The sequence below is a fragment of the Lentzea albidocapillata subsp. violacea genome (assembly GCF_900100275.1).
Classification (GTDB): domain Bacteria; phylum Actinomycetota; class Actinomycetes; order Mycobacteriales; family Pseudonocardiaceae; genus Lentzea; species Lentzea violacea.
Genome location: NZ_FNET01000016.1, coordinates 118,407 through 142,168 on the forward strand (window position 1 = coordinate 118,407; position 23,762 = coordinate 142,168).

Annotated in this window: 24 protein-coding genes, 1 tRNA gene and 1 other RNA gene; 21 read left to right on the forward strand and 5 right to left on the reverse strand. The window is 69.4% G+C overall.

Features of this window, described 5'->3' with window-relative positions; all coding sequences use genetic code 11:
• Nucleotides 1-58 precede the first annotated feature (58 nt).
• The 4 genes from BLR21_RS29985 to BLR21_RS30000 all read left to right on the forward strand — a co-directional run bounded on the left by BLR21_RS29985 (nucleotide 59) and on the right by BLR21_RS30000 (nucleotide 4,343).
• Entirely contained in the window at nucleotides 59-934 is an 876-nt protein-coding gene (locus tag BLR21_RS29985) for a hypothetical protein (protein ID WP_090011191.1), read from the forward strand.
• A 47-nt stretch (nucleotides 935-981) separates the two neighbouring features.
• Nucleotides 982-2,433 carry a glycoside hydrolase family 19 protein gene (locus BLR21_RS29990; RefSeq protein ID WP_090011193.1) on the forward strand — a complete coding sequence of 484 codons (1,452 nt, stop codon included), beginning with the start codon at nucleotides 982-984 and terminating at the stop codon, nucleotides 2,431-2,433.
• A 44-nt stretch (nucleotides 2,434-2,477) separates the two neighbouring features.
• Complete coding sequence (locus BLR21_RS29995) at nucleotides 2,478-3,863, forward strand: CHAP domain-containing protein (RefSeq protein WP_090011196.1); 1,386 nt, start codon at nucleotides 2,478-2,480, stop codon at nucleotides 3,861-3,863.
• A gap of 66 nt (nucleotides 3,864-3,929) precedes the next feature.
• On the forward strand, nucleotides 3,930-4,343 hold the full coding sequence (locus BLR21_RS30000; protein ID WP_090011198.1) for an NlpC/P60 family protein: 414 nt from the start codon (nucleotides 3,930-3,932) through the stop codon (nucleotides 4,341-4,343).
• A gap of 46 nt (nucleotides 4,344-4,389) precedes the next feature.
• Here the strand turns inward: BLR21_RS30000 and BLR21_RS41875 are convergent, their stop codons facing one another.
• The gene (locus tag BLR21_RS41875) at nucleotides 4,390-4,533 is read right to left on the reverse strand and encodes a hypothetical protein (RefSeq protein WP_176929856.1); all 144 of its coding nucleotides are present in this window, start codon (nucleotides 4,531-4,533) and stop codon (nucleotides 4,390-4,392) included.
• Between the two features lie 104 nt (nucleotides 4,534-4,637).
• Between BLR21_RS41875 and BLR21_RS30005 the strand changes: the two genes are divergently transcribed.
• The 4 genes from BLR21_RS30005 to BLR21_RS30020 all read left to right on the forward strand — a co-directional run bounded on the left by BLR21_RS30005 (nucleotide 4,638) and on the right by BLR21_RS30020 (nucleotide 8,183).
• Nucleotides 4,638-5,774, forward strand: a complete 1,137-nt coding sequence (locus BLR21_RS30005) for a sensor histidine kinase (RefSeq protein ID WP_090011286.1) — start codon at nucleotides 4,638-4,640, stop codon at nucleotides 5,772-5,774.
• Nucleotides 5,771-6,442, forward strand: coding sequence for a response regulator (locus BLR21_RS30010; protein ID WP_090011200.1), 672 nt, complete (start codon nucleotides 5,771-5,773; stop codon nucleotides 6,440-6,442). Before BLR21_RS30005 ends, BLR21_RS30010 begins: the two co-directional genes overlap by 4 nt.
• A gap of 95 nt (nucleotides 6,443-6,537) precedes the next feature.
• Complete coding sequence (locus BLR21_RS30015) at nucleotides 6,538-7,209, forward strand: DUF2306 domain-containing protein (RefSeq protein WP_090011202.1); 672 nt, start codon at nucleotides 6,538-6,540, stop codon at nucleotides 7,207-7,209.
• The gene (locus BLR21_RS30020) at nucleotides 7,206-8,183 is read left to right on the forward strand and encodes an NAD(P)-dependent alcohol dehydrogenase (RefSeq protein WP_090011204.1); all 978 of its coding nucleotides are present in this window, start codon (nucleotides 7,206-7,208) and stop codon (nucleotides 8,181-8,183) included. Before BLR21_RS30015 ends, BLR21_RS30020 begins: the two co-directional genes overlap by 4 nt.
• An 82-nt stretch (nucleotides 8,184-8,265) precedes the next feature.
• On the opposite strand, the gene BLR21_RS30025 is transcribed toward BLR21_RS30020, so the two are convergent.
• Nucleotides 8,266-8,351: transfer RNA gene (locus BLR21_RS30025), tRNA-Leu, on the reverse strand.
• A gap of 65 nt (nucleotides 8,352-8,416) precedes the next feature.
• On the opposite strand from BLR21_RS30025, the gene BLR21_RS30030 reads away from it, so the two are divergent.
• On the forward strand, nucleotides 8,417-9,478 hold the full coding sequence (locus BLR21_RS30030; protein WP_090011288.1) for a bifunctional RNase H/acid phosphatase: 1,062 nt from the start codon (nucleotides 8,417-8,419) through the stop codon (nucleotides 9,476-9,478).
• A 2-nt stretch (nucleotides 9,479-9,480) separates the two neighbouring features.
• Here the strand turns inward: BLR21_RS30030 and BLR21_RS30035 are convergent, their stop codons facing one another.
• Nucleotides 9,481-9,756: a hypothetical protein gene (locus BLR21_RS30035; RefSeq protein ID WP_090011206.1), complete on the reverse strand. Its 276-nt coding sequence runs from the start codon at nucleotides 9,754-9,756 to the stop codon at nucleotides 9,481-9,483.
• Between the two features lie 39 nt (nucleotides 9,757-9,795).
• Entirely contained in the window at nucleotides 9,796-10,317 is a 522-nt protein-coding gene (locus BLR21_RS30040; RefSeq protein ID WP_090011208.1) for an NAD(P)H-dependent oxidoreductase, read from the reverse strand.
• A gap of 175 nt (nucleotides 10,318-10,492) precedes the next feature.
• On the opposite strand from BLR21_RS30040, the gene rnpB reads away from it, so the two are divergent.
• From rnpB to BLR21_RS30055, 3 genes are all read left to right on the forward strand, one after another.
• Nucleotides 10,493-10,884: RNase P RNA component class A (rnpB, locus tag BLR21_RS30045), an RNA gene on the forward strand.
• Nucleotides 10,885-10,900: 16 nt separating this feature from the next.
• Nucleotides 10,901-12,025, forward strand: coding sequence for a threonine synthase (locus tag BLR21_RS30050; RefSeq protein WP_090011210.1), 1,125 nt, complete (start codon nucleotides 10,901-10,903; stop codon nucleotides 12,023-12,025).
• 156 nt (nucleotides 12,026-12,181) lie between these two features.
• The gene (locus BLR21_RS30055; RefSeq protein ID WP_090011212.1) at nucleotides 12,182-13,765 is read left to right on the forward strand and encodes a DUF6345 domain-containing protein; all 1,584 of its coding nucleotides are present in this window, start codon (nucleotides 12,182-12,184) and stop codon (nucleotides 13,763-13,765) included.
• Nucleotides 13,766-13,814: 49 nt separating this feature from the next.
• On the opposite strand, the gene BLR21_RS30060 is transcribed toward BLR21_RS30055, so the two are convergent.
• Nucleotides 13,815-14,147: a hypothetical protein gene (locus tag BLR21_RS30060; RefSeq protein ID WP_090011214.1), complete on the reverse strand. Its 333-nt coding sequence runs from the start codon at nucleotides 14,145-14,147 to the stop codon at nucleotides 13,815-13,817.
• A gap of 374 nt (nucleotides 14,148-14,521) precedes the next feature.
• Between BLR21_RS30060 and BLR21_RS30065 the strand changes: the two genes are divergently transcribed.
• The 9 genes from BLR21_RS30065 to BLR21_RS30105 are packed head-to-tail and all read left to right on the forward strand — an operon-like array spanning nucleotide 14,522 to nucleotide 23,709.
• Nucleotides 14,522-14,800 carry a hypothetical protein gene (locus tag BLR21_RS30065; protein ID WP_030480998.1) on the forward strand — a complete coding sequence of 93 codons (279 nt, stop codon included), beginning with the start codon at nucleotides 14,522-14,524 and terminating at the stop codon, nucleotides 14,798-14,800.
• A 3-nt stretch (nucleotides 14,801-14,803) separates the two neighbouring features.
• On the forward strand, nucleotides 14,804-15,280 hold the full coding sequence (locus BLR21_RS30070) for a hypothetical protein (protein ID WP_090011217.1): 477 nt from the start codon (nucleotides 14,804-14,806) through the stop codon (nucleotides 15,278-15,280).
• Nucleotides 15,255-18,116, forward strand: coding sequence for an ATP-binding protein (locus BLR21_RS30075; protein WP_090011219.1), 2,862 nt, complete (start codon nucleotides 15,255-15,257; stop codon nucleotides 18,114-18,116). Before BLR21_RS30070 ends, BLR21_RS30075 begins: the two co-directional genes overlap by 26 nt.
• Complete coding sequence (locus tag BLR21_RS30080; protein ID WP_090011221.1) at nucleotides 18,113-19,978, forward strand: hypothetical protein; 1,866 nt, start codon at nucleotides 18,113-18,115, stop codon at nucleotides 19,976-19,978. The genes BLR21_RS30075 and BLR21_RS30080 overlap by 4 nt, the downstream gene beginning before the upstream one ends.
• Before the next feature lie 12 nt (nucleotides 19,979-19,990).
• Complete coding sequence (locus tag BLR21_RS30085; protein WP_090011223.1) at nucleotides 19,991-20,587, forward strand: hypothetical protein; 597 nt, start codon at nucleotides 19,991-19,993, stop codon at nucleotides 20,585-20,587.
• Between the two features lie 3 nt (nucleotides 20,588-20,590).
• Nucleotides 20,591-21,592 (forward strand): C40 family peptidase, encoded by a 1,002-nt coding sequence (locus tag BLR21_RS30090; RefSeq protein WP_090011225.1) that lies wholly within the window; start codon nucleotides 20,591-20,593, stop codon nucleotides 21,590-21,592.
• A gap of 18 nt (nucleotides 21,593-21,610) precedes the next feature.
• Nucleotides 21,611-22,084, forward strand: a complete 474-nt coding sequence (locus tag BLR21_RS30095) for a hypothetical protein (protein WP_090011228.1) — start codon at nucleotides 21,611-21,613, stop codon at nucleotides 22,082-22,084.
• Entirely contained in the window at nucleotides 22,081-22,275 is a 195-nt protein-coding gene (locus BLR21_RS30100) for a hypothetical protein (protein ID WP_090011230.1), read from the forward strand. The genes BLR21_RS30095 and BLR21_RS30100 overlap by 4 nt, the downstream gene beginning before the upstream one ends.
• A 24-nt stretch (nucleotides 22,276-22,299) precedes the next feature.
• Complete coding sequence (locus BLR21_RS30105; protein WP_090011232.1) at nucleotides 22,300-23,709, forward strand: RNB domain-containing ribonuclease; 1,410 nt, start codon at nucleotides 22,300-22,302, stop codon at nucleotides 23,707-23,709.
• Nucleotides 23,710-23,762 lie beyond the last annotated feature (53 nt).

Consider the following 23,762-nt stretch of genomic DNA (forward strand, 5'->3'; position numbering starts at 1 on the left):
CGCGAAGCTTCTCTCATCCCGAAAGGCGGGAAATGACGAGGGGTCAAGGGTGAGGGTCATGAAGAACGCACTGGGTCGAATCGCAGCCGCTTCGCTGATCGCCGGAATCGCGCTCACGGGGAGCCAGATCGCCGCCTCCGCGGGTGAGCTGCCCGCCGGTGCCGACCGCATCGGCGTGCTGCAGAACGGTGACCTGTCCGTCAAGCAGGGAAGCGTGTTCGCCGGTTGGTCGAGTCAACGCGGTGACGTGGCGAGGTTCGAGATCGCCGGCGACCGGGTGGGCGCGCTGACCACGGACGGCACGCTGCACGTCAAGGAAGGCGCGCTCGATGCCTCCTGGGTCGCCCAGGCCTCCGGTCTGAAGGACTTCCGCCTCTCCGGCAGCCGGATCGGCATCCTGCGCACCGACGGTTCGCTTGCGGTGAAGGAAGGCCTCTCCGGCTCGTTCGTCGAGCAGGCGTCCGGAGTCACCGACTTCGAGCTGACGAACAACCGGGTCGGCGTCGTCGCCGACGGAACAGCCCTGGTCAAGCAGGGTGATCTCTTCTCGGCCTGGGTCGAGCAGGCCACCGGCGTCAAGGACGTCGAGCTGACCGCCACCCGCGTCGGCGTCGTGCGCACCGATGGCTCGGTCGCCGTCAGGGACGGCCTCACCGGCTCGTTCGTCGAGCAGCTCCCCGGCGCGCAGCAGCTTTCGCTGGCCGGTGACCGCATCGGTGTCGTGCGCACCGACGGTTCCGCGGTCGTGAAGAACGGCGTGTTCGGGTCGTGGTCCGAGCAGGGCTCCGGCATCTCCGCCATCGAACTCGCCGGTGACCGCATCGGCCTGCTCCGCACCGACGGCACCGCCGCGGTCAAGACCGGCGTGCAGGGCGCGCTCGTCGAGCAGGCCTCCGGGGTGCAGCAGATCGGTCTCGCCGCGCCGAGCGCGTGAATTCCCCTCCTTTTCTCGATCTTCGAAAAATCATTCAGGAGCCAACCATGCGCTCGTTCAAGAACGCGCTCGGTCGCTTCACCGCGGCCACGCTCGTCACCGGAATCGCTCTCACCACGATGCACACGACCGCCTCAGCGGGTGAGCTCCCTTCTGGCAGCCACCGCCTCGGCGTGCTCGCCAACGGCGCGCTGCAGGTCAAGGAAGGCACGCTGTACGCCGGCTGGGTCGAGGAGATGGGGAGCGGTGTCCAGAAGTTCGACATCGCCGGTGACCGGATCGGTGTGCTGACGAACGACAACAAGCTGTTCGTCAAGGAGGGCAACCTCTGGACCAACTGGACCGAGCAGGCCACGAACGTCAAGGACTTCCGCCTGACCGGGAACCGGATCGGCGTGATCCGCCAGGACACGACGCTCGCGGTCAAGGAGGGCGACCTCAACGCCTCGTGGGTCGAGCAGACCAGCGGCGTGAAGGACCTCGAACTGTCCGGCAACCGCGTGGGCGTGGTCCTCGACAGCGGTCTCGCCACCGTCAAGGAAGGCACCCTCTACTCGCCCTGGGTCGACCAGCTGGGCGGGGCGGCGGACATCGAACTCTCCGCGGACCGCGTCGGCGTGCTGCGCACCGACGGCACCGTCGCGGTGAAGGAGTCCAACCTCTGGTCGAACTGGGTCGAGCAGATCGGCGGCGCGGCGAAGATCGAACTGTCCGGCTCGATGATCGGTGTCGTCACGACCGACGGTCTCGCCACGGTCAAGGAGGGCAACCTCTACGCGCCGTGGGTGAACCAGACCTCGGACGTGGCCGACCTGCAGATCGCCGGTGACCGCATCGGTGTGCTGACCACCGGCGGCCTGGTGACCGTCAAGGAGGGCGGTCTCTACGGCTCCTGGGTCAACCAGTCCGGGGGTGCGCAGAGCTTCCGGCTGGCGGCGGCGACCTCCAGCCAGGGCGGGACCCACGTGTCGCAGCAGGACATCGTGAACATCTACGGCTCCGCCTACGCCACCGACACGGTCGCGGCCGGACTGCCCGGCCTCAACGAGCAGATGGAAGCGGCCGGCATCACCTCGCCGACGCGCAAGGCGGCGCTCCTCGCGACCCTGAAGCACGAGAGCGGATTCCGTTACAACGCGGGAGAAGCCGGCAACGGCGCCGTCTACAAGGGACGCGGCTTCATCCAGATCACCAACGACTTCAACTACCGGGCCATCACGAACTACTTCGGCCACGACTTCATGAACCACCCCGAAGACGCGGCGAAGATCGAGTGGAGCGCGAAGATCGCGCGCTGGTACTGGACCGTCGCGCGCAATATCAACGCCTCCGCTGACGCGTACGACATGGGCGGCGTGGGCGTGGCGATCGGCTACTCCTACGACCTCGACCCGACCGAGTCGCAGAACCGCTGCACCTCCTACAAGAAGGCGCTCGCGTACTTCAACGGCGGCTCGCTCCCCGTCGCCGAGAGCTCCATCAAGTGCCTGCGCCGCTGACGCCCACCTCTTCGCACAACTCCGAGCCTTCAAGGAGCACGACGATGTCCGTCAAGACCACTGCCAAGCGCACAGCCACCGCCGTCATCGCCGCCTCGTTCATGGCACTCGGCCTGATCCCCGCGAGCGCCGACACCCGCACCGACATCCGCGACCTCGCGGCCGCGAACCTCAACAAGAACACCTGCAGCACCAACAGTCTCGGCGGCCAGGGCTTCATGGGCAGCTGCGCCGCACGGCACGCGTGGTGCTCGGACTTCGCGAGATGGGTCTGGGGCAACCGCAACCTGAACGTCGACCGACTCAGCCCGTCCGCCGGAACCTTCTACACCTACGGCGAGCGCCACGGCACGTTGCACAAGGACTCCGGCTACGTCCCGCAGGTCGGTGACGCGGTGGTGCTCAACTACCAGGGCAACGCCTGGGCTGACCACGTCTCGCTCGTCGACGCGGTGTACGCCAACGGCACGATCCGCACGATCAACGGCAACTTCGGGGGCAGCGGCCCGATGAGCTCGTCGGTCCAGTACGCCACGGGTGGCGGCCGCGTCGGCCAGGTCATCGCCGGCCAGACGATCTCCGCGTTCGTCAGCCCGGCGGGCGTCAGCGACGTGAAGCCCACCACCGCCCGCCTCGGGGTCCAGTTCAACAACAGCTCGGTGCAGGTCAAGGAAGGCAACCTCTACGCGCCCTGGGTCGAGGTGCACGGCGGCGGCATTGCGAAGTCCGAGTCGCACGGCGACATGGTGGGTGTGCTGACCACGAGCGGTGATCTGTACGTCAAGCAGGGCAACCTCTGGCAAAACTGGCTGCACATGGCCGGCAACATCAAGGACTTCGCGCTCGAGTCGGAGAAGGGCCGCGTCGCCGTCCTGCGCACCGACGGCACCGCCGCCGTCAAGGAGGGCGGCCTGCAGGGCACGTGGGTCGAGCAGGCCAACAACGTCAAGGAGATCGAACTCTCCGGTACCTACATCGGCGTCGTCACCAACGACGGCCAGGTGTTCGTCAAGGAGGACAACCTCTGGGCGACCTGGACCGCGCAGCTGACCGGCGCCGCGAACCTGGAGCTGAACGCGAGCAACGGCCGCATCGCCGTGGTCCGCAACGACGGCACCCTGACCGTCAAGGAAGGCGGCCTGTACGCGGGCTGGGTCGAGCAGACCGGCGGCGTCAAGGACGTCGACCTGTCCGGTGACTACCTGGGCGTGGTGCTGGACAGCGGCCTGGCCACCGTCAAGGTCGGCAACCTCTACTCGGGCTGGATCGACCAGCTTGCCCACGCCTCCGGCATCGAGGTCGACGCCAAGACCACCCGCATCGGCGTCCTGCGCACCGACGGCTCGCTGACCGTCAAGGACGGCGGCCCGTACAGCGGCTGGGTCGAGCAGACCAGCGCTGTCAGCGACTTCTCGCTGACGAACTACTGATCCGTCCGTTCGCTGTAGGGCCACGCCTGGGGGTCGTGGCCCTACAGCCGTTTCCAGGTGAGAACCATGAACGACATCCTCCGCCGCGCAGCCAGCTGGACTGGCGTCCCGTACTCGCAGAACGACTTCCACACCAACGAGCACGGGACCTACCGCACCGACTGCTCCGGCTTCGCCTCCATGGCCTGGGGCCTGCCCGGCAGACCACTGGACCCCCGAGGCGGCCTCAACACCGTCGACCTGGCGGGCATCAGCGCCCTGATCACCAAGGACGACCTCCGCCCCGGCGACCTGCTGATCACCCTGACCGGCGACCACACCACCCGGCACGTGACGGTCTTCTGCCGCTGGGCCGACGCAACCCGCTCGCACTACTGGGCCTACGAGCAGTGCAGCGGACACGGCACGGTCCACCACATCGTCAGCTACCCCTACCGGCACAGCACTTCCGGCTACCACCCCTACCGCCGCCGCGACTGATCCTCCAGCCAGGGAACGATCGCGGAGACGAAGCCGCCCGGGCTGGTCAAACCTCCAGCAGCGAACCAGTCAAAGGCACCGAGCGTACGGCGGTCAGCACCTCCGCGATCTGCGCCGGATCGCCGGCACCCTGCGGCAGAACGGTGCCGCCGATCCACGACACGGCGACGGCGGTCCGATCGCCGAACATGGTCAAGAGTTTCGACCGGCTTCGGCCGCTCGAACTCGGCGACGGGCCGGGGTCTCGTACTTTGGACGGATCTGTCCTGGTGCCGGCTCTCGTACGATGTGGACGTGTTCGCCCTTCTGCGGTCGGTGTGGGATGAGCCCCGGCCGGTGCGTGCGGCGGCGCGGCTGTGGTGGGACTGGGTGCTGGTCGCCGTGCTCGCGCCGGTTGCGGTGCTCGAGGCGGTGCTGCGGCCGGACCTGAGTTCGCGGGCCGGCTCGCTGGTGCTGGCGGTGGGGCTGCTGCCGCTGTTGTTGCTGCGCCGGAGCAGGCCGCTGCTCGTGGTCGCCGTCGCGTTCGGCGTGGCCGCGGTCGCCTCGCTGGTGCTCGGGGGCGAACCTGAGCTCAGCGTGATGGTGTTCATGGTGCTCTTCCCGTTCTCGCTGTTCCGGTGGGGTTCCGGGCGTGAGGCGGTGATCGGGCTGGCGATCATGGTCGGCAAGGTCGGGCTGTCGGCGGCGCTCGGCTTCATCAGCGTGGGGGAGGCGGTGGGCGGCAGCGCTGTTCTCGGGGCGGCGTGCGCCCTTGGCGCCGCGGTGCGGTACCGGGGACGGGCGCGGGCACGGGAGCTCGACCAGGTCAAGCTGCTGGAACGGGAGCGGCTGGCACGGGACCTGCACGACACGGTGGCGCACCACGTGTCGGCGATGGCGATCCGGGCCCAGGCGGGGCTCGCGACGGTCGCGTCGCGGCCGGAAGCGGCGATCGAGGCGCTCGGCCTGATCGAATCGGAGGCGTCGCGGGCGCTCGCCGAGATGCGCACGATGGTGCGAGCCCTGCGCCACAACGAACCCGCGGACCTGGCACCCAGCCCGAACGTTGCCGACATCGAACGGCTCGCGAGCCCCGGCCGGCCTGGACCCGAGGTCGACGTGCGGATCGACGGCGCCGTCGACGACCTCCCGAGATCGGTGGGAACCGCGATCTACCGGCTCACCCAGGAATCGGTCACCAACGCGCGGCGGCACGCCCGGCACGCTACCCGCATCGAGGTGCGGGTGACCGTCGGCGACTCGTCGGTCCGTCTCCGGGTGAGCGACGACGGCGACACCGGCACCCTCCGCGGCACCTCGGCGCAGGGGCACGGGCTGATCGGCATGACGGAACGCGCCGGCCTGCTCGGCGGCAGTTGCGAGGCGGGCCCGAACCCAGGCCGGGGCTGGACCGTGACCGCCGTGCTGCCGCTCACCGGGTCGGCCGCATGAGCGTCCGGGTCATCGTCGCCGACGACCAGGAGATCGTCCGCACAGGACTCTCGATGATCCTCGACGCCCAGCCGGACATCGAGGTCGTCGGCCAGGCGCCGGACGGACTGCAGGCCGTGGAACTGGCCCGCCGGCTGCGGCCGGACGTGTGCCTCTTCGACATCCGCATGCCCGGAATCGACGGCATCGAGGCCACTCGCCTGCTCGCCGGGCCCGGCGTCGCCGACCCGCCGGCCGTCGTCGTGATCACCACGTTCGACCTCGACGAGTACGTCTACGCCGCACTGCGCGCGGGCGCCAGGGGTTTCCTGCTCAAGGACGCCGGCGCGGCACTGCTCGCCCAGGCCGTCCACGCCGCGGCCTCCGGCGACGCCCTGATCGCCCCCAGCGTCACGGCTCGGTTGATCGAGGCTTTCGCGGACACCGGGCCCGCCGGCCGCGCCGGGCAGCCGATCGATCCGCTCACCGAACGGGAGGAGCAGGTCCTCGCCGCCGTCGCGGGCGGGCGTACCAACAGCGAGGTCGCCAAGGACCTCCACATCGCGCTCAGCACCGTCAAGAGCCACATCGCCAGCCTGATGGCCAAGATCGGTGCCAGGAACCGGGTCGAGATCGCCATCTGGGCCTACGAGACCAAGCGCGTCCGGAGTGGACTCCGGCGCCAGTAGCCGAAAGTACGACGAGCGGGTCGGACCATCGGCCGGGATGATCGCGGCCCTTGTGCCGATGAGCCGACACCGCCGCAGGCACCACGATCTGGCGTATGGCCTCCTTCACCAAGCCGGACAAGCTCATCCCGGCCGCGATCATCCTGTTCAGCGTCATCCCGGTGCTCGGTGGCGCCCTCCGGCTGGCCGAGCTGGGCGGCGGCGCGGAGATCACACCGGACAACGCGCGGTTCTTCGCCTCACCGGTGCCCGTGGTGGTGCATGCCGTCACTGTCAGCGTGTACTCCGTCCTCGGTGCCTTCCAGTTCGCTCCCGGCTTACGCCGCCGCAGACCGGGATGGCACCGGGCGGCAGGACGACTTCTGGTCCTTTGTGGACTCATAGGAGCGCTGTCAGGTCTGTGGATGACCGTGTTCTACCCCAAACCCGCCGACGTGGGCACTCTTCTCACCGGCGTCCGGCTGGTGTTCGGCACGGCATGGGCGGTGTTCATCGTCCTCGGGTTCGCCGCCATCCGCCGCCGGGACGTCGCCGGGCACCGCGCCTGGATGATCCGCGGTTTCGCGATCGGGCTCGGCGCCGGCACCCAGGCGGTGACGCTGACCGCGTGGCATGTGGCCGTCGGCGAGCCCGACCGGCTCAGCAACGCGTTGCTGATGCTCGCCGCCTGGCTCGTCAACCTCGCTGTCGCGGAGTGGATCATCCGCCGCCCGGCGTCGCCGACTCGTCCGGCCCGCGCCGGACTCGCGCTCAGGGAGACTCGATGAAGGCAGTCGTCCAGGACCGGTACGGATCGCCGGACGTGCTGGAGTTCCGCGACGTGGAGCCGCCGGCGGCCTCCGGCAACGAGATCCTCGTACGGGTGCACGCGGCCTCGGTCAACGCGTACGACTGGCACGTCATGCGCGGAGACCCCTACCTGGCCCGGCTCACCGGGGTCGGAGTCACCGCTCCGAGGAGGAAGATCCGCGGTCGCGACTTCGCGGGCAGGGTGGAGGCGGTGGGCAGGGACGTGCGGCGCTTCCGGCCCGGCGACGAGGTGTACGGCGACCTCGGTACCGCCGACGGAGCGTTCGCCGAGTACGTGTGCGTGTCCGAGGACCTCGTCGAGCCCAAGCCAGCCAACCTGACGTTCGAGCAGGCCGCCGCCGTACCGCTGGCCGGGCACACCGCGCTGAAGGGACTGCGAGACCTCCAGCCGGGACAGCACGTTCTGGTCAACGGAGCGTCCGGAGGCGTGGGCACGTTCGCCGTGCAGATCGCGAAGTCCTTGGGCGCCACCGTGACCGGCGTGTGCCGCACGAGGAACGCCGAACTGGTGGCGTCGCTCGGCGCGGACCACGTCATCGACTACACCGTGGACGACTTCACCAGGAACGGCACGCGCTACGACCTCGTCCTCGATCTGGTCGGCAACCACTCGCTGACCGGGTTGCGGCGTGCGCTCACGCCCGGTGGGACGATCGTGCTGTCCGGCGGGGGAGTGTTCGGCGGCGGCAGCCTCGTCGGGCCCATGTGGCTGATGATCAGGGCGAAGCTGCTGGCCCCGTTCGTCCGCGACCGGCTGCTGGTGCTCACCACGACGCTCGACCGGGAGATCCTCGCGGAGCTGCGGCACCTCGCCGAGTCGGGAGGCTTCACGCCGGTCATCGACCGCACCTACTCGCTGGAGGAGGTGCCCGCTGCCGTCCGCTACGTCGAGACCGAACACGCCCGTGCGAAGGTCGTCATCACTGTGTGATCGTGACGCCTTGAGACGGTGCACAACGCCGAAGGGCGGATGCTCGATGTGAGCATCCGCCCTCCGGCGTCAAAGATGAAACTGGTGTCCGAGAGGGGACTTGAACCCCTACGCCCTTTCGGGCACTAGCACCTCAAGCTAGCGCGTCTGCCATTCCGCCACCCAGACTGATGTGAACAGAATACAGGGCGTCCGGAGGTACCCGAACGCGGGGCTACGATCGGCCCGTGAAGGTGATCGTCGAGGCTGACGGCGGCTCGCGGGGCAACCCCGGTCCGGCCGGGTACGGCGCGGTCGTGCGCGACAAGCTCAGCGGTGAGACGCTGGCCGAGCGCAAGGGGTTCATCGGCGTCGCCACCAACAACGTGGCCGAGTACCAGGGGCTCATCGCCGGGCTCCGGGCCGCGCGCGAGCTGAACGCCGAGACCGTGGACGTGCGGATGGACTCCAAGCTCGTCGTCGAGCAGATGTCCGGGCGCTGGAAGATCAAGCACCCCTCGATGCAGCCCCTCGCGCGGGAAGCGCAGGAGGTCGCGCGTGACTTCCAGAAGGTCACGTACGAGTGGATCCCACGCGAGCGCAACCGGCAGGCGGACAGGCTCGCGAACGAGGCCATGGACGACGAGGCGAAACCCCCACAGGCCGAAGGCGCCAAGCAGCCGCACTGGAGTGGCGCGGCGGGGGAGCCCACGCGGCTGATCCTGCTGCGGCACGGGCAGACGAGGCTGTCGGTCGACCGGCGTTACTCGGGTCGTGGCGACCACCCGCTGACGGAGCTCGGGCTGGAGCAGGCGGAGAAGGCCGCGGCACGACTGTCCAAGATGGACGGCATCGCGGCGGTGATCTCGTCACCGCTGCAAAGAGCGCAGCAGACGGCGGGAAAGCTCGCCGAGAGGATCGGGCTCGAGGTCGTCACCCACCAGGGGCTCATCGAGACCGACTTCGGCACGTGGGAAGGGCTGACGTTCGCCGAGGCGAGCAAGCAGGACCCCGAGGTGCACCGCAGGTGGCTGGGCGACACGTCCGTGAAGCCGCCGAACGGCGAGAGCTTCGACGAGGTGCACGCGCGGGTTCGCAAGGCGCGCGCGGACATCATCGCGCGGTACGGCGGCAAGACGCTGGTGCTGGTCAGCCACGTGACGCCGATCAAGACGCTGCTCCGCCAGGCGCTGGACGTCGGGCCGCAGTTCCTGTTCCGGATGCACCTCGACCTCACCGGCGTCTCGATCGCCGAGTTCTACCCGGACGGGCACGCGTCGGTGAAGCTCGTGAACGACACCTCGCACCTCGGCTGAGGTCAGCGCGCGGAACGGCGGCGCGCCACCAGCAGGATCGTCAGTGCGGCCAGGACGGCGCCACCGGCCACCAGTGCCTCGACGCTGGGGCCGGCTGTCATGTCCTGGCCGCTTGCGTTGCGCATCTCCTCCTCGGTCCAGCCCGCGCCGGGCGAGCCGGACGGCACCGTGGTCGAGGTCACCTGGGTCGAGGCCGTCTTCTCCTGGCTGCTGAACAGCAGGAGCGCGCCTGCGACTGCCAAGGCCAAAGCCGAAGCGATGTGGAGCGGTTTCACCATCGGTCCTCCCCGGGGCAGTGTCCCAGGAAGGAGCCGGTGTCAGCCGACCTTGCGCAACCGCGGCGTCAGCGCCGTCGTGAACCGGTCGGCCGCCGCCTCCAGAGCCGCCGCCGCGCCGGGCGTTCCGACGTTCCGGTCCAGCACGAACTCACCGCGCACCACCTGGTCCGCGCCCTTGGCCGCGAGCAACGGGTGCAGCGCGTAGTCCATCGCCACCCGGAAACCCTGGTTGCCGCCCGTCGCCAGCGGCAGCACCGCCCGCCCGCGCAACGCCTTCTTCGGCAGCAGGTCGAGCAACGCCTTCACCAGCCCGCTGTACGCCGCGCGGTACACCGGCGAGGCGACCACGACGCCGTCCGCGGCCAGTACCCCGCTCACGGCCGCGGCGATCTCCGGATCCCGCACGTCCTCGGTGAGCAGCGACAACGTGGGTAGAGAGCGCACGTCGAGCAACGACACGCGGTGCCCGGCGGTCCGTAGTCGTTCCTCCACGAACGACACGACGAGACCTGTCGGCGCGGAGTGGGACGGCGCACCGGAGATGATCAGCAGGTTGGACATGGCAAGGCACTCCCTGAGTTCGTGGCTACGGAGAACGCACTCAGAGGTGGCAACACAGGCTTGCTGCCACGCGGCCGTAGTCGACGTGGCGTCGTCGTGTCATGGCCGAAGTCAACCAACGTCCGCACCGGTGGACAACCGGTTCCAGCCGCTGGGATATCCTGGTCAGTGCGGATGAGTCGGCAGGGCGGCCGCGGCAGGAGACTGTCGAGGAAAGTCCGGACTCCACAGGGCAGGGTGGTTGTTAACGGCAACCAGGGGCGACCCTCGGGACAGTGCCACAGAAAACAGACCGCCTCGGCGAAAGCCGCGGTAAGGGTGAAACGGTGGTGTAAGAGACCACCAGCGCCCCAGGTGACTGGGGCGGCTAGGTAAACCCCACCCGGAGCAAGGCCAAGAGGGCACCGGATCGCAGGTGAAGGTGCTGCGCGAGCGTTCGAGGGCTGCCCGCCCGATGCTCGCGGGTAGGCCGCTAGAGCCTGTCGGCGACGGCAGGCCCAGATGGATGGCCGCCGACTGGGACCTCGGTCCCATGAACAGGATCCGGCTTACATGCCGGCTCATCCGCCTGTATGCATGGGGAATGCTCACGCATCTGGAATGCGCCCGTTGCGGCCACGAACACGATGCCAACGCCGTCCAGAACCTCTGCCACGAGTGCGCGTCGCCGCTGCTGGCCCGCTACGACCTGACGAAGGTCCGAAGGCCGACGGCCGAGAACTCGCTGTGGCGCTACCGCGACGTCCTCCCGGTCCGCGACCCCGACCCGGCGTTCAGCCTCGGCGAGGGCATGACGCCGCTCGTGCCGTTGCCCGCGCTGAGCCGGGCGCTGGACGCGAACGTCCTCATGAAGGACGACTCGCTCATCCCGACCGGCTCGTTCAAGGCCCGTGGCGCGGCCGTCGGCGTGGCGAGGGCCAGGGAACTGGGCATCAAGGGCATCAAGATGCCGACCAACGGCAACGCGGGCGCGGCCTGGGCCCTGTACGCGGCCCGCGCCGGCATCCGCAGCGTCATCGCGATGCCCGAGGACGCCCCGCTGATCACCCGCGAGGAGGTCGAGGCGAGCGGCGCCGAACTGCGGATCGTGCCGGGCACCATCGCCGACGCGGGCAAGGCCATCGCGGACGTCGACCTCTTCGACGCCTCCACGCTCCGCGAGCCCTACCGCATCGAAGGCAAGAAGACGATGGGCTACGAGATCGTCGAGCAACTCGGCTGGCGCGTCCCCGACGTGATCGTCTACCCGACCGGCGGCGGGGTCGGGCTGATCGGGATTCACAAGGCACTGCTGGAGATGCGCGAGCTCGGCTGGATCTCCGGCGACCTGCCCCGGCTCGTCGCCGTGCAGTCCACCGGCTGCGCGCCGATCGTGCGGGCGTTCGAGGCGGGGGAGGCGGAATCGGCCTTCTGGCACGACGCGTACACCAGCGCGTTCGGCATCAACGTGCCGAAACCGTTGGGGGACTTCATCATCCTCCAGGCCATCAGGGAGACCGGTGGCACGGCGGTGGCGGTGACCGACGAGCAGATCGCGGCCGACCGCGCCGAGACCGCCCGGCTCGAAGGCGTGTTCCTGTGCCCGGAAGGCGCCGCGACGATCAGCGCCGTCCGTTCGCTGCGCGAGGACGGCTGGCTCGGGGCGGACGACGAAGTGGTCGTGCTGAACACCGGAGCGGGCATCAAGTACCCAACTGCCCGCCTCTAGATCTTCCACTGTCCAAGGGTGTTACAGAATTTCGGCCGTTCGAGTGGTGCGCCCGCCGCAACTGGCCACCCTCGGTATCACCGCGAACGCACCCAGATCCTCCTGTCAGACGGTCGGCCCCTGCAGCCGGCCGTCCCCGAGGGAGGGGAACAGACAATGCAACGCAAGCTGACGGTGGTGCTGGCCCTGTCCAGTCTCGTCACCGCGGGAGCGGTCGGTGTCGCGACCGCCGACGCCACGGAGCTGCCCGTCTACGGGGTGACGAGCTCCGGTCTCGACGAGGAGCAGGCGCAGAGGCTGCAACGGGCGTTCGGCCTCAAGGACGTCCAGAGATCCGAGTCCGGCGTGGTGGCCTTCGCGGACGAGCAGCGCTACCAGTACCTGCCGACCGTCGACAAAGGACAGGGCAGGCCGGACGAGGACGGCAACGCCACCACGCAGACCGCGCTCGACACCGAGGCGATCAAGCGCATCGAGACCATCCCTGCCGAAGAGGCCACCAAGCGTGCGCAGGAAGGCCTGAGGGCAGCGGGTGTGCTGCCGGGCAACGCGACGCCCAGCGCGCAGCACACGACGTTCGAACTGTCGGATGCCAACGGGCGCAACGCACTCACGGCGAACCTCGACACGAGCGTGTCGTACACGTTCCAGCTCGACGGTCTTCCGCTGGAGGGCGAGGGTGCGAACATCCGCGTCTCGTTCGACGCGCAGGGCGTGACGGCGGTCAGCCACGCGGCGCGCACCTACGACAAGGCCGGCACGGTCGAGGTGAACGACCTCGCCTACGGCGCCGAGCTGTGCCAGAAGTACCTGGGTGCCTCGGTGAAGCCCGAGGTGAGCTACGTCTACGTGGCCCCGCCGCTGGAGGACAAGGTCGACAGGATCGAGCCCTCGTTCCGCTGCGCTGGCCGCAACGACGACGGTGGCGCACCGCAGGCCATCACCCTGCCCGCCACGGTCGGCGCCGAGCTGCCGCAGCCGGGACCGGGCCAGGAGCCCCGCCCGGACGCCCAGTTCAGGAGCCAGGCGATCGGTACCCAGGTCGGCAGTGAGGGCACCGGCAACTGCTCCGGCCTGCCGAACACCGCGGCCAACATCGGCACGTTCAACACCGAGGCGAGCAACCACGGCATCACCCGCGACTTCAGCTGGCTCGACGGCAACGCGTGGGAGAGCGACTTCAAGGACCCGATGTTCGCGGGCGGGGACGACACCGACTGGGCCGACGACGTCGACCTCACCTACTGGCAGGGCCACGGCTCCGGCACCGGCTTCTACTTCACCGGCTGCTCCAACCACACCGACAGCAAGCTCGCCAACACCGACGCGCGCTGGGGTCAGCACGACGTCGAGTGGATGAGCCTGTTCACCTGCCTGATCCTCGAGAACAGCACCGGCGGCCAGAACTGGGCGCAGCGCTGGGGCCAGGCCTTCCGCGGCCTGCACCAGATCAACAGCTTCACGACGATCAGCTACAACTCCGCCAACCACGGCGGCAAGTTCGGTCACTACATGTGGCGCTCGCCGTTCCTGTGGTGGAACAACCCGATGAAGGTCCGCGACGCGTGGGCGCAGGCCAGCATCGACACCCAGCCCGCGTCCGTCCGCTGGGCGACCATGGGTCCCGTCACCTCGACGGGTGCGCTCGGTAACTACAACGACTACTTCTGGGGCAAGGGCTCCGTGGGCCCCGACTACGCCTCGACCGGCGTGTTCTGGCGCATCAGCGGCGCCTCCTAGCGAACCGGCGAACCCCTCACGAAGCCCGGCGGCCCATGGTCGCCGGGCTTCACCGGTTCGCGGGACGCCCGGAGGGCATCCGCAGCACCGGCCGGAACGGCTCCCCGTCGTTGTAGAGATCCTCCAACTCGGTCACGTAGGCCAGCACCGCGGGATTCACGATGTCGGCGAGCGACCTCACCCCGGCCTGGGGCTCGTACGAAGCGAGGTAGGTCGCGGCCGCACGAGCGCGCTCCAGCACCGACCTGTCGAAGTTGATCGTCCGTTGGACCCGGCGCCGGGATTGCGTGCTCTGCCCGGTAGGCTCGTCCACGCCTGGAGCACTAGGGGAGGCTGTGATTCCGTCCACACTTCCGTCCGGCACGAGGTCAGGTTCGAGCATGGGCGAATCTCCTCGGAGTCGTCGATTCGGAGCGCGCCCGCAGTGCCAGCAGTGCCAGCAGTGCCTGTCCGAGGGGTCGCGAACCGGCCGTTCAGAGCGTTCACGTGGGTGTACCCGTGCGCATGTTTAGGCCGCACGCACTGTGGGTGACCAGGGCGTTCGCAGTCGGGTGAACCTTGTCAGCGACGGAGAGAATCTTGGGCCCGGTGTTCCCCACTGACGTCTCCTCAGTGATGATGTGTCGGCCAGATTAGACGTAATTCCTCCCAGGGGGAACGGCCAGATGATCTACACCCAGCATCAACAGCCCCACACGCCGTGACGAACTCGTGTTCTACTCGTAGCGCAAGCCCGAGCGCACTCTGGAGTACCTAATGATCGCCATGGACCTGGTGACACTCGCTCAGCAGCAGCCGACGGTGCCGGGCACAAGCAACGTCCGTGACTGGATCCTGGGCAACATCGTCCCCCTGCTGCTGCTGACGGTCGCACTCCTGCTGCTGTGGCTCGGCGGAGGCAAGGGCGACAACGCGGGTGTCATGCGCCGCCTCGGTGGCGTGATCGTCGCACTGGCCATCATCGGTCTCGCGGTCACGACAGACGCGGGAGCGAACATCGGCAAGTGGCTCGCCGGCTTGTTCGTCGGAGGCTGATCCGTGCGGGTCCGCACCGACGACGAGGTCTACCGGGTCGACGCCGTCTGGCTCGGTCCGCCGAAGGCGACATTTCCCTGGCGCGCGCGATACGTCGCGTGGGGCGTCGGGATCGTCGTTTTCCTCGTCGTACTCACGATCGAACGGCAGATGGGCATCGGGTTCGGGTTCTTCTCGACCGCGTGGGCCCTCGTCGCGACGATCATCCTCACCCGGTTCATCACCCAGCGGATCAGCCATGAACGGCCCCTCACGGCCGTCATGTCGATGTGGGTCCGCGAGCTCACCGCACCTCGAGAGCGCACGGCCAGCACCGGTGGGGCGGCCAGCGCCGCCCGGATCCGGGTCAGTCCGCAGCGGCCTCGTCCCAAGTTGACCAAGAAACAACAACGACGGGCGAGACAGCAGGCCCAGCCCCGCCGGACGCCAGACAGCCGTAAGAAGGAGGTTCGCGGTGTTCGGACGCCGGCGAGACCGTGACCGTCGCTCCGCCCAGCACATCGCCCAGCACGCCGCGGCTGACCCCCGCGACCGCGACCGGGCCGCCTATTCGAAGCGTGGCCGCCGCCTGCCCGGCGAGCAGACCGTGCCGAGCTACACGCCGTCGATCTCCGCGAGGAGCATCGACGGTCACCTGTTGCGCACCGGCCAGGAGGTCTACGCCTGGTACCGGCTCGCGCCGCAGCGCTGGTCGTTCCGCAGCGACTCGCAGCGCCAGGACCTGATCGCCGCCATCGCCGGGCAGTACGCCGAGCTGCAGGGCCGTTGGATGCACCTGCGGGTGACCACGCGGCCGTACCCGATCCGCATGTGGGCCGAGGCGCACGTGCACAACGCCGTCAAGCGCCTGCCGGACACCCCCGGCACGCTGTCGTTCGACGACTACATGGTCGGCGAGCAGCAGCAGCTCATGGGCCGCTCGATGGCGGAGAAAGAGGTCTACCTGGGTGTTCAGGTGCAGACCCGCAACATGATGGACCGCGCCGTCGAACGCGCGGCCCCCGTGCTGCGCAAGGTCTTCCCGGACGCCGTCGACGCCGAGCTCGTGGCGCTCGACTCCGAGGTCGAGCACCTCGACCAGGTGATCGGGTCCGCCGGTCTCGAAGGCCGTCCCGCGACGGCCGAGGAGATGTCCTGGCTGATGCACAGGTCGTGCTCGCTGGGTCTGCCCGCGCCGCGCAACCTGCCCGCCGTACCCGGTGCCGCGTGGGAACCGGAGGACCTGGCGTCGTTCACCGACGCCGCGGACTTCCACCAGGAGCCCTACTCGCCGACGGTGACCGTGCGCGGCCGCACGGGCTCGAACGCGGGCATCAAGCGGCACGTCGCGGTCCTGACCGTCGGCCTCATGCACGGCCTGCAAATCCCCGAGGTCGACGACCCGTGGGTGCAGCGCGCCGACCGGCTGCCGGCCTCGGTCGAGTGGTCCGCCCGCATCTACGTGCGCAAGCCCGAAGAGGTCTCGGGTGAGTTGTCGCGGCAGATGAGCAAGGTCCGCTCGCAGGTCCGGCACTACACCGACGAGCACGAGCTGGAACCGCCGCAGTCGCTGGCCCGCCAGGCCGGCCGCGTGCTGGAGATCGACGACGAGATGACGTCGGGCTTCACCGCGCTCGGCACCCGGGTCCGCTCGTGGTGGCGCCTCGCCGTCTCCGGCCCGACCGAGCGTGAGGCCCTGCGCCTGGCCCAGTCGCTGCTGGAGCTGTACAAGCCGAAGGTCGCCATCGAGCACCCCGAGGCCCAGTACGCGATCGCCCGCGAGTTCATTCCGGGCGAACCGCTGTCCAGCGGCGCGTACCTGCGGCGCGGCAGCGTGCTGTGGGCCGCGTCCGCCGTCCCCACGGCCACGGCCGAGGTCGGCGACCGGCGCGGCATCCTGCTCGGCGAGACCGTCACGGCCACCCGCCGCCCGGTCGCGTGGGACCCGTGGATGGCGCAGGAACTCCGCGACGCCTCGGGCCTGACGGCGATGGTCGCGGGCTTGGGTGCCGGTAAGTCGTTCCTCGGCGGCGGCATGGTCTACAAGACCCTGCGGGCCGGCGCGCACTGGACGTTGCTCGACCCGTCCGGCCCGCTGTCCGCGCTGTGCGAACTGCCGGAACTGCGGCCCTACGCGCGTCCGATCAACCTGCTCAACGCCCAGCCCGGCATCCTCAACCCGTACCGGGTGGTCGCCGAGCCGATGATCGAGCACTTCCTCGACGAGGACGACCCGGAACGGGCCTGGCGCCGGGAGAAGGCCCTCGCGGCCGCCACCCGCCGCCGCCTCGTGCTGGACGTGCTGAGCGGCCTGCTGCCGTTCGAGGTCGCGCGTCTGCCCCAGACGCGCATCGTGCTGCTGCGTGCCGTCCGCACGGTCGGTGGCCGCTTCGACGCCCACCCCGGTCTCGTCTTCGAGGCGCTGCGCCGGGACGCGTCCGAGCACCACGAGCACGCCGTCGTCGTCGCGGACTTCCTCGACGAGATGCGCGAGCGCATGTCGTTGCTGATCCCCGAGGAGAACCTCGACCCGTACAACGAGGTGCGCGACGACCGCCTCACCGTCCTGACCATGGCGGGCCTCAACCTGCCCAAGGACGGCGTCGGCCGCGAGCACTGGACGGACGCGGAGTCGCTCGGCGTCGAGATGCTGAACCTCGCCGCCTGGCTCACCCAGCGCTCGATCTACGAGAAGCCGAAGGACCAGCGCAAGGGCGTCTGGATCGACGAGGCGTTCTTCCTCTCCGAAGTCCCGACCGGCCGCGTGCTGATGAACCGCTTCGCGCGTGACTCGCGCAAGTGGAACGTCCGCGTGCTGCTGTCGTCGCAGATCCCCGCCGACTTCCTGAAGATCCAGGGCTTCGTGACGCTGCTCGACTCGGTCTTCGTCGGCCGGCTCGACGACGACTCGGCGCAGGCGGACGCCCTGCGGCTGCTCAAGGTGCCGATCGGCGCCGGGTACGAGCAGGTCATCGCCTCGCTGGGCCGCCGCCCCGGTGGCGAGCGCAACGCGACCGAACGCGACCGCGCGCCGCGGCAGTTCATCTTCGGCGACGGTGCCGGTGGCGTGGAGCGGATCCGCATCGACTTCAGCGGCCCGCACCTGGAACACCTGCGCAACGCCCTCGACACGACCCCCGATGCCAAGCGCGACAACGGCAACGGCGAACTCGTGCCGGTGGACGACGCCGACGCGGCTCCGCTGCCGCCCGCCTACGTGCCCGACGAGATCGACGACGAACTGGCGGCGGACATGGAGTTGGGGCTGACGGAAGAAGAGGCCCAGTTGGTGGGCCACGGTGACGGCACCAACCGCCACCGGGACGGCGGCGCATGACGGCGCTGACGATCGTGCTCGCGATCGCCGCCTTGCTGTGGGCAAGGCGGCGGTTCTCGCTGCGCGCGTCAGCACGCACCAGGTCGGTCGGCCTCGTCGCCGCCATCCTGGCGTTGCAGGTGGTCATCGGCGCCCCGATGGCGCACGCCCAGTCCTGTGGCGAGGCACCGAACCCGGAACGGCCCGGCGCCGGCATGGTCGGCGCGCTCGACCCGCCCGTCGGCAACGGCCTGCCCGGCTCGCCGTACCTCGAGTACGGCTACGCGGGCATGGTCTGGCACAACTACCAGCCCAAGTGCGGTGTCCTGCCGGACGCCAACGCCACGCTCGACACGTGGGCCGGCAACGAGCTCTTCAGCATCGGCAAGAACATCGTCGGCGCCACGAACGCGTTGCACTACACGGTGATGGGCCGCGGTCTGCTGGTCCCGCTGGACGACGCCGTGAAGAACGGCGTGCAGAAGGTCTACGACAACGTCTACCTGCGCTGGTTCGGCCTGGTGGCGTTGCTCCTCGCGATCCTGATGTTCCGGCAGATCTGGACCGGCGACTTCGCCACGATCTCCAAACGCGGGCTGTGGGCGCTGGCGGCCATGTGGCTGGCAACGTCCACATTGGCCTTGCCACAGTTCTACAACCTCCTCGACAACACGCTGGTCTCCAAGACCTCGGAGATCCAGGCGGGGTTCATCGAGGCGCCAGAAGAACAAGGCACACTTCACGTACTACCGACGAAACTCCACGACGCGGTCGTCTATCAAAGCTGGCTGCGCGGTGCGTTCGGCACGCCGGAAGCACCGCAGGCCGCCGAGTACGGCCCGCGGATCCTCAAGGCGCAGGCGTGGACCACGGCCGAGATCGCCGAGGGCAAGGACGCCGACCAGGCCGCCCTGGACGCCAAGAAGGCCGAGTGGAAGGCCCTGGAAGCCCAGCTCGGCACCGCCAAGGGCTACTTCGACGGCGCCGACGGCAGCCGCACCGGCGCCGGTTTCCTGGCGCTGCTGCAGTCCATCGCGTTCTCGCTGTTCCAGCTGTTCGCGAAGGCCGCGGTGCTGCTGGCCCAGTTGCTGCTGCGCATTTTGACGCTCGCCGGGCCACTCATCGGCCTGGTCGCGTTGCTGCACCACGACCTGCTGCGCAAGGTCGCCCGTGCGGCCGCCGTGACGATCTTCAACGTGCTGATCCTCGCGGTCCTCGCGGGTGTGCACGCGTTGCTGCTGCAGGCGATCTTCAACGCGACCGGGCTGTCGTTGCTGACCCGCACGTTGCTCGGCCTGATGCTGACACTCGTGTGCTTCGTGATCGGCAAACCGTTGCGCCGCATGTGGCAGATGGTCGAGATGTCCGTCGGCTCGGCGAGCAACGTCCTGCCGATGAGCGGCGGCGTCTGGTCGAAGCTCGCGGGCCGCCGGAAGCAGGCGGGCCCGACGCCGCAGGACGAGTTCTGGGAGTCCGTGCGGGAGAACGAGACCGGCGGCGACGAGGTGCCGCAGCGCGGTCGCGGCCGGGTGCGCCCGGAGGCGTCCAACCCGGTCATGGCGACGGCGCAGCGGCTCGACCGCGACTCCGTGCCGGGCCAGATCGTCAACGGTGGCGACTCCTCGTCGGTGCGGGCCGGTGCGTTGCCCTCGGGATCGGGTCCGGCGGCGTTGCCGCCCGCCCGGTCGCGCGTGGTGGACAGCCCCACGGTCACCGACCGGCAGTGGGACAGGGTCGACGACGCGGTGCTCGTGCCGTCGCGGTCGGGCGCCTACTCCGCGCCGGTGCAGGAACCTCGCAGAGCAGAGACGGAAGTGGTGGCAGGGCGTCCAGTGCACGTGATCTACCGGCCGTCGCGCGGGTTCGAAGTCAGGGACAACTGAAGGGAGGCGTAGGTGCCGATCCGTACCAACCGCGGCCGTGCCGCGGTCTACCGCAGGCTGTGGGGCTGGCCGCTGCGTTCCCCGCGTCACCTGGTCGCCTCGATCATCATCTTCGTACTGCTCGTCATCGCCCTCGGCGTGATCATCCCGAGGGTCCTCGACCGCAAGCCCGCCGACCCGTCCGCCGCCGGTCAGCCGTCGACGTCCGCGCAGGGCACGCAGGTCGGCCAGCTGCCGGGCAGCGGTGCCTCACTGCCGACCAAGGTGCCGCCGCCGAGCAACAGCGCGAAGGCGGCACCGCCCCCGGCCGACGCGGGGCTGATCGCCGAACTGTGGGCGGAAACCTGGATCAAGCCACCGCCGGACAACGACGTCAACAAGTGGCTCAAGCAGCTCGAGGACTACACGACCCCCGAGTTCCTGGCGCAGATGGCCACGATCGACCCGCGGAACGTGCCGGACAAGATCACCGGGAAGGTGACGGCGGTGAAGTCGACGACGTCGTCGATCGACTACGCGATCCCCACCGACCAGGGCAAGGTGCAGATCACGCTGGTCAAGGCGCCGGACGGGTCCTGGCGTGTGACCAGCTACACGAAGGTGGACTGAGCCATGCGCGTGATGTTGCTGGTCGGGGCACTGGCGATGATCGTCGTGATCGCGGTCGCGACGTCGGGCGTGTCGCAGGTTGTCAGCAACTCCACCAACCCCGCGGCCGGTGCAAACCTCATGCGGATGAGCTGCAACGCCGCCATCGGCCCGTGGGACGCGGGCGGCGGTGACAAGGGCCGCCACGACGCGTCGCGCCTCAACGACGAGCAGCGCAACATCGTCGCGCGCATCATCTCCATCGGCCAGGAACGCAAGCTGCCCCCGCTCGCGTGGCAGATCGCGATCCAGGCCGGCATGACCGAGTCGGGCCTGCGCCCGTTGAACTACGGCGACCGCGACTCGCTCGGCATCTTCCAGATGCGTCCGTCGATGGGCTGGGGCACCCAGGCCGAGGTGATCGACCCGACGTACGCGATCAACAAGTTCTACGACGTGCTGCTCAAGGTGCCGGACTGGGAGAACAAGCGCCCCGGTGACTCGGCGCAGGCGGTGGAGCGGTCGGCGTACCCCGACCGGTACCACAACTGGGAGTCCATGGCGGCGTTCCTGCTCGGCGAACTCGGCGCGATCACCGACCCGGCGGGCTGCGGCTCGGGCGCGGGGGAGTTCCTGCTGGCGTCGAACGCGGCGGGCATCGCGATCGGGTTCACCAAGGAACAGCTGGGCGAGCCGTACCTGTGGGGCGGCAACGGCCCGGACGCGTGGGACTGCTCCGGCATCCTGGTGAAGGCGTTCGGCGCGGCCGGCGTGAGCATCCCGCGCGTGGCGAACGACCAGTACGAGAAGGGCGGCGCCCACCTCCCGGTGCGCGACGCCCAGGCAGGCGACCTGATCTTCTGGGCGACGGACACGTCGAACCCCAGGACGGTGCATCACGTGGCCATGTACCTCGGTGGCGACGAGTACATCCACGCCCCCCAGACGGGTGATGTCGTGAAGATCAGCAAGCTCAACTGGGACTATTACGAGTTGATGCCGCTGGCCGTCCGGCCGGGCGTGTAGATCGCGGGGAGGCGCTCCATGTTCAACCACGACCCCATCCCGAGGCCTTCCGGACCGCCCGCGTCGAGCGCACCAGTGCGTGACTACGTGGCGGCCGGAGCACCGGGAGTCTCTGCCGACTACGTGGTGATCCCACGGGCTCTGGCCGAGGCCATGCCGTTGCCGTTCCAGCAGCACCTCGTGCACCTGCTGGCCGACTTCCACCGCACCTACGGCCACCTGAAGTGGCCGGTGTACCGGGTGGTGCCGTCCCGCTACGAGAAGCTCGCCGACCTCGACGAGGAACAGCTGGCCGAGGTCGGCGCCATCATGGAGATCGACTCCGACGGCTCTCTCGTCTACCGCGACCGGTCCGGACGTAAGATCGAGAACGCCGAGGACCGCACGGTGCTGGTGTCGTGTCTGGACCCGATCCCGGCGGAGTACGCCAACGCCAACCAGTCCACGCCGCCGCGGGGATTCCCGGCGCCTTTGGGAGGCGAACGCGTATGAGTGACAGCAGCGGTTGGTACTTCTGCCTGACCCACCAGACGGTGGAGCAGGGCAAGGGCTGCAAGGGCCCGGACCGGATGGGCCCGTACCCGGACGAGGCCACCGCGGCCCGCGCCCTGGAGATCGCCCGCGAACGGACCAGGGCAGCCGACGAGTCCGACAAGAAGTGGCGCGGCGACGACGAAGACTGAGTGCTGGGTACTTAGTCTGTGCGGGTGGCTTCCCTGGTGATCCGCACGGGTCGTGCGGACGTGTCCTTCGACGGCATTCGCACCGAGTTCGGTCTGCCCTCTTCCTTCGACGCGGCCGTGCTCGCCGAGGCAGAGGCGGCGGTCTCCCGTTCCCCGGGAGACCGGCCCGACCTCACCTCGCTGCCCCTGGTGACGATCGACCCGCCCGGCGCCAAGGACCTGGACCAGGCGCTCTGCGTCCTGAAGTCCGGCGACGGCTTCGTCGTGCACTACGCGATCGCCGACCTGGGCCTGTTCGTGACGCCCGGCGGCCCTCTGGATCTGGAGGTCCGGCGGCGCGGTCAGACCCTCTACCTGCCTGACGGCAACGTGCCGCTGCACCCGACCGTGCTCTCCGAGGGCGCGGCGTCGCTGCTGCCCGGCGTCGTGCGCCCCGCTGTGCTGTGGACGTTCACGTGTGGCGCCGATGGCGTTTCCACCGCTGTCGAGGTGCGGCGGGCGATGGTGCGGTCGACGGCCCAGTTCGACTACGAGTCGGTGCAGAAGTCGTTCGACGCGGGCGATCCGCACCCGTCGGTGGCGGCGCTGGCCGAGTTCGGGCCGTTGCGGCGGGCACTGGCCCGTGAGCGCGGCGCGATCGAGTTGCAGCTGCCCGAGCAGGAGATCGAGTCCGACCGTGAGGGCTGGCAGCTGGTCACCAGGCCACGCGCCCAGGTCGACTCGTGGAACGCGGAGATCTCGCTGATGACCGGCATGGCCGCCGCGTCGATCATGCTGGAGGCCCGCGTGGGCGTCCTGCGCACGCTGCCCGACCCGGACGCCGCTGCCGTGGCCTCGCTGCGGAAGTCCGCGGCGGCGCTGAAGGTGCGCTGGCCCGCGGACCTGTCGCCGGGTGCGTTCCTGGCCGGCCTGGACGCCTCGACGCCGGAAGCATTGGCACTGTTCACCGACGCCACGCGACTGCTGCGCGGTGCGGGCTACTCGGCGTTCAACGGGCCCGTCCCCGAACTCGTGACGCATGCGGGAGTAGCCGCCCCGTACGCGCACGTCACCGCACCTCTGCGTCGCCTGGTCGACCGCTTCGCCACCGAGGTGTGCCTGGCGGTCACGGCCGGGCAGGAGCTGCCGTCGTGGCTGGCCGAGGCCCTGCCGCAGCTGCCGTCGCTGATGGGGTCGTCCGACTCCCTCGCCTCGAAGGTGGAGCGGGCGTCGCTGGACCAGGTCGAGGCGTGGGTGCTGGCCGGACGCGTCGGGCAGGAGTTCGACGCCGTGGTGCTGCGGTCCGGTGACAACGAGGCCGAGGTGTTCGTGTCGGAGCCGCCGATCCTCGCCAAGTGCTCCGGGAAGCGGTTGCCGGAAGGTGAATCGATTCGCGTGCGCCTGGCCGAGGCTGACCCGGTCGAACGGCGCGTGCGCTTCGAGGCCGTGCGCTGAGAGCCCAAGGTCACGTTGGGCAGCCCGCATCCGGCGGATCGTGTGAAGATGCA

Excerpts from the sequence above, each read along its gene's own strand:
- BLR21_RS30000 (WP_090011198.1), top strand. The coding sequence starts at position 3,930 with ATGAACGACATCCTCCGCCGCGCAGCCAGCTGGACTGGCGTCCCGTAC.
- BLR21_RS30020 (WP_090011204.1), top strand. The coding sequence starts at position 7,206 with ATGAAGGCAGTCGTCCAGGACCGGTACGGATCGCCGGACGTGCTGGAG.
- BLR21_RS30095 (WP_090011228.1), top strand. The coding sequence starts at position 21,611 with ATGTTCAACCACGACCCCATCCCGAGGCCTTCCGGACCGCCCGCGTCG.
- BLR21_RS29985 (WP_090011191.1), top strand. The coding sequence starts at position 59 with ATGAAGAACGCACTGGGTCGAATCGCAGCCGCTTCGCTGATCGCCGGA.
- BLR21_RS30100 (WP_090011230.1), top strand. The coding sequence starts at position 22,081 with ATGAGTGACAGCAGCGGTTGGTACTTCTGCCTGACCCACCAGACGGTG.
- BLR21_RS30055 (WP_090011212.1), top strand. The coding sequence starts at position 12,182 with ATGCAACGCAAGCTGACGGTGGTGCTGGCCCTGTCCAGTCTCGTCACC.
- BLR21_RS30060 (WP_090011214.1), bottom strand. The coding sequence starts at position 14,147 with ATGCTCGAACCTGACCTCGTGCCGGACGGAAGTGTGGACGGAATCACA.
- BLR21_RS30080 (WP_090011221.1), top strand. The coding sequence starts at position 18,113 with ATGACGGCGCTGACGATCGTGCTCGCGATCGCCGCCTTGCTGTGGGCA.
- BLR21_RS30040 (WP_090011208.1), bottom strand. The coding sequence starts at position 10,317 with ATGTCCAACCTGCTGATCATCTCCGGTGCGCCGTCCCACTCCGCGCCG.
- BLR21_RS30035 (WP_090011206.1), bottom strand. The coding sequence starts at position 9,756 with ATGGTGAAACCGCTCCACATCGCTTCGGCTTTGGCCTTGGCAGTCGCA.
- BLR21_RS29990 (WP_090011193.1), top strand. The coding sequence starts at position 982 with ATGCGCTCGTTCAAGAACGCGCTCGGTCGCTTCACCGCGGCCACGCTC.
- BLR21_RS29995 (WP_090011196.1), top strand. The coding sequence starts at position 2,478 with ATGTCCGTCAAGACCACTGCCAAGCGCACAGCCACCGCCGTCATCGCC.
- BLR21_RS30050 (WP_090011210.1), top strand. The coding sequence starts at position 10,901 with ATGCTCACGCATCTGGAATGCGCCCGTTGCGGCCACGAACACGATGCC.
- BLR21_RS41875 (WP_176929856.1), bottom strand. The coding sequence starts at position 4,533 with ATGTTCGGCGATCGGACCGCCGTCGCCGTGTCGTGGATCGGCGGCACC.
- BLR21_RS30010 (WP_090011200.1), top strand. The coding sequence starts at position 5,771 with ATGAGCGTCCGGGTCATCGTCGCCGACGACCAGGAGATCGTCCGCACA.
- BLR21_RS30065 (WP_030480998.1), top strand. The coding sequence starts at position 14,522 with ATGATCGCCATGGACCTGGTGACACTCGCTCAGCAGCAGCCGACGGTG.
- BLR21_RS30090 (WP_090011225.1), top strand. The coding sequence starts at position 20,591 with ATGCGCGTGATGTTGCTGGTCGGGGCACTGGCGATGATCGTCGTGATC.
- BLR21_RS30015 (WP_090011202.1), top strand. The coding sequence starts at position 6,538 with ATGGCCTCCTTCACCAAGCCGGACAAGCTCATCCCGGCCGCGATCATC.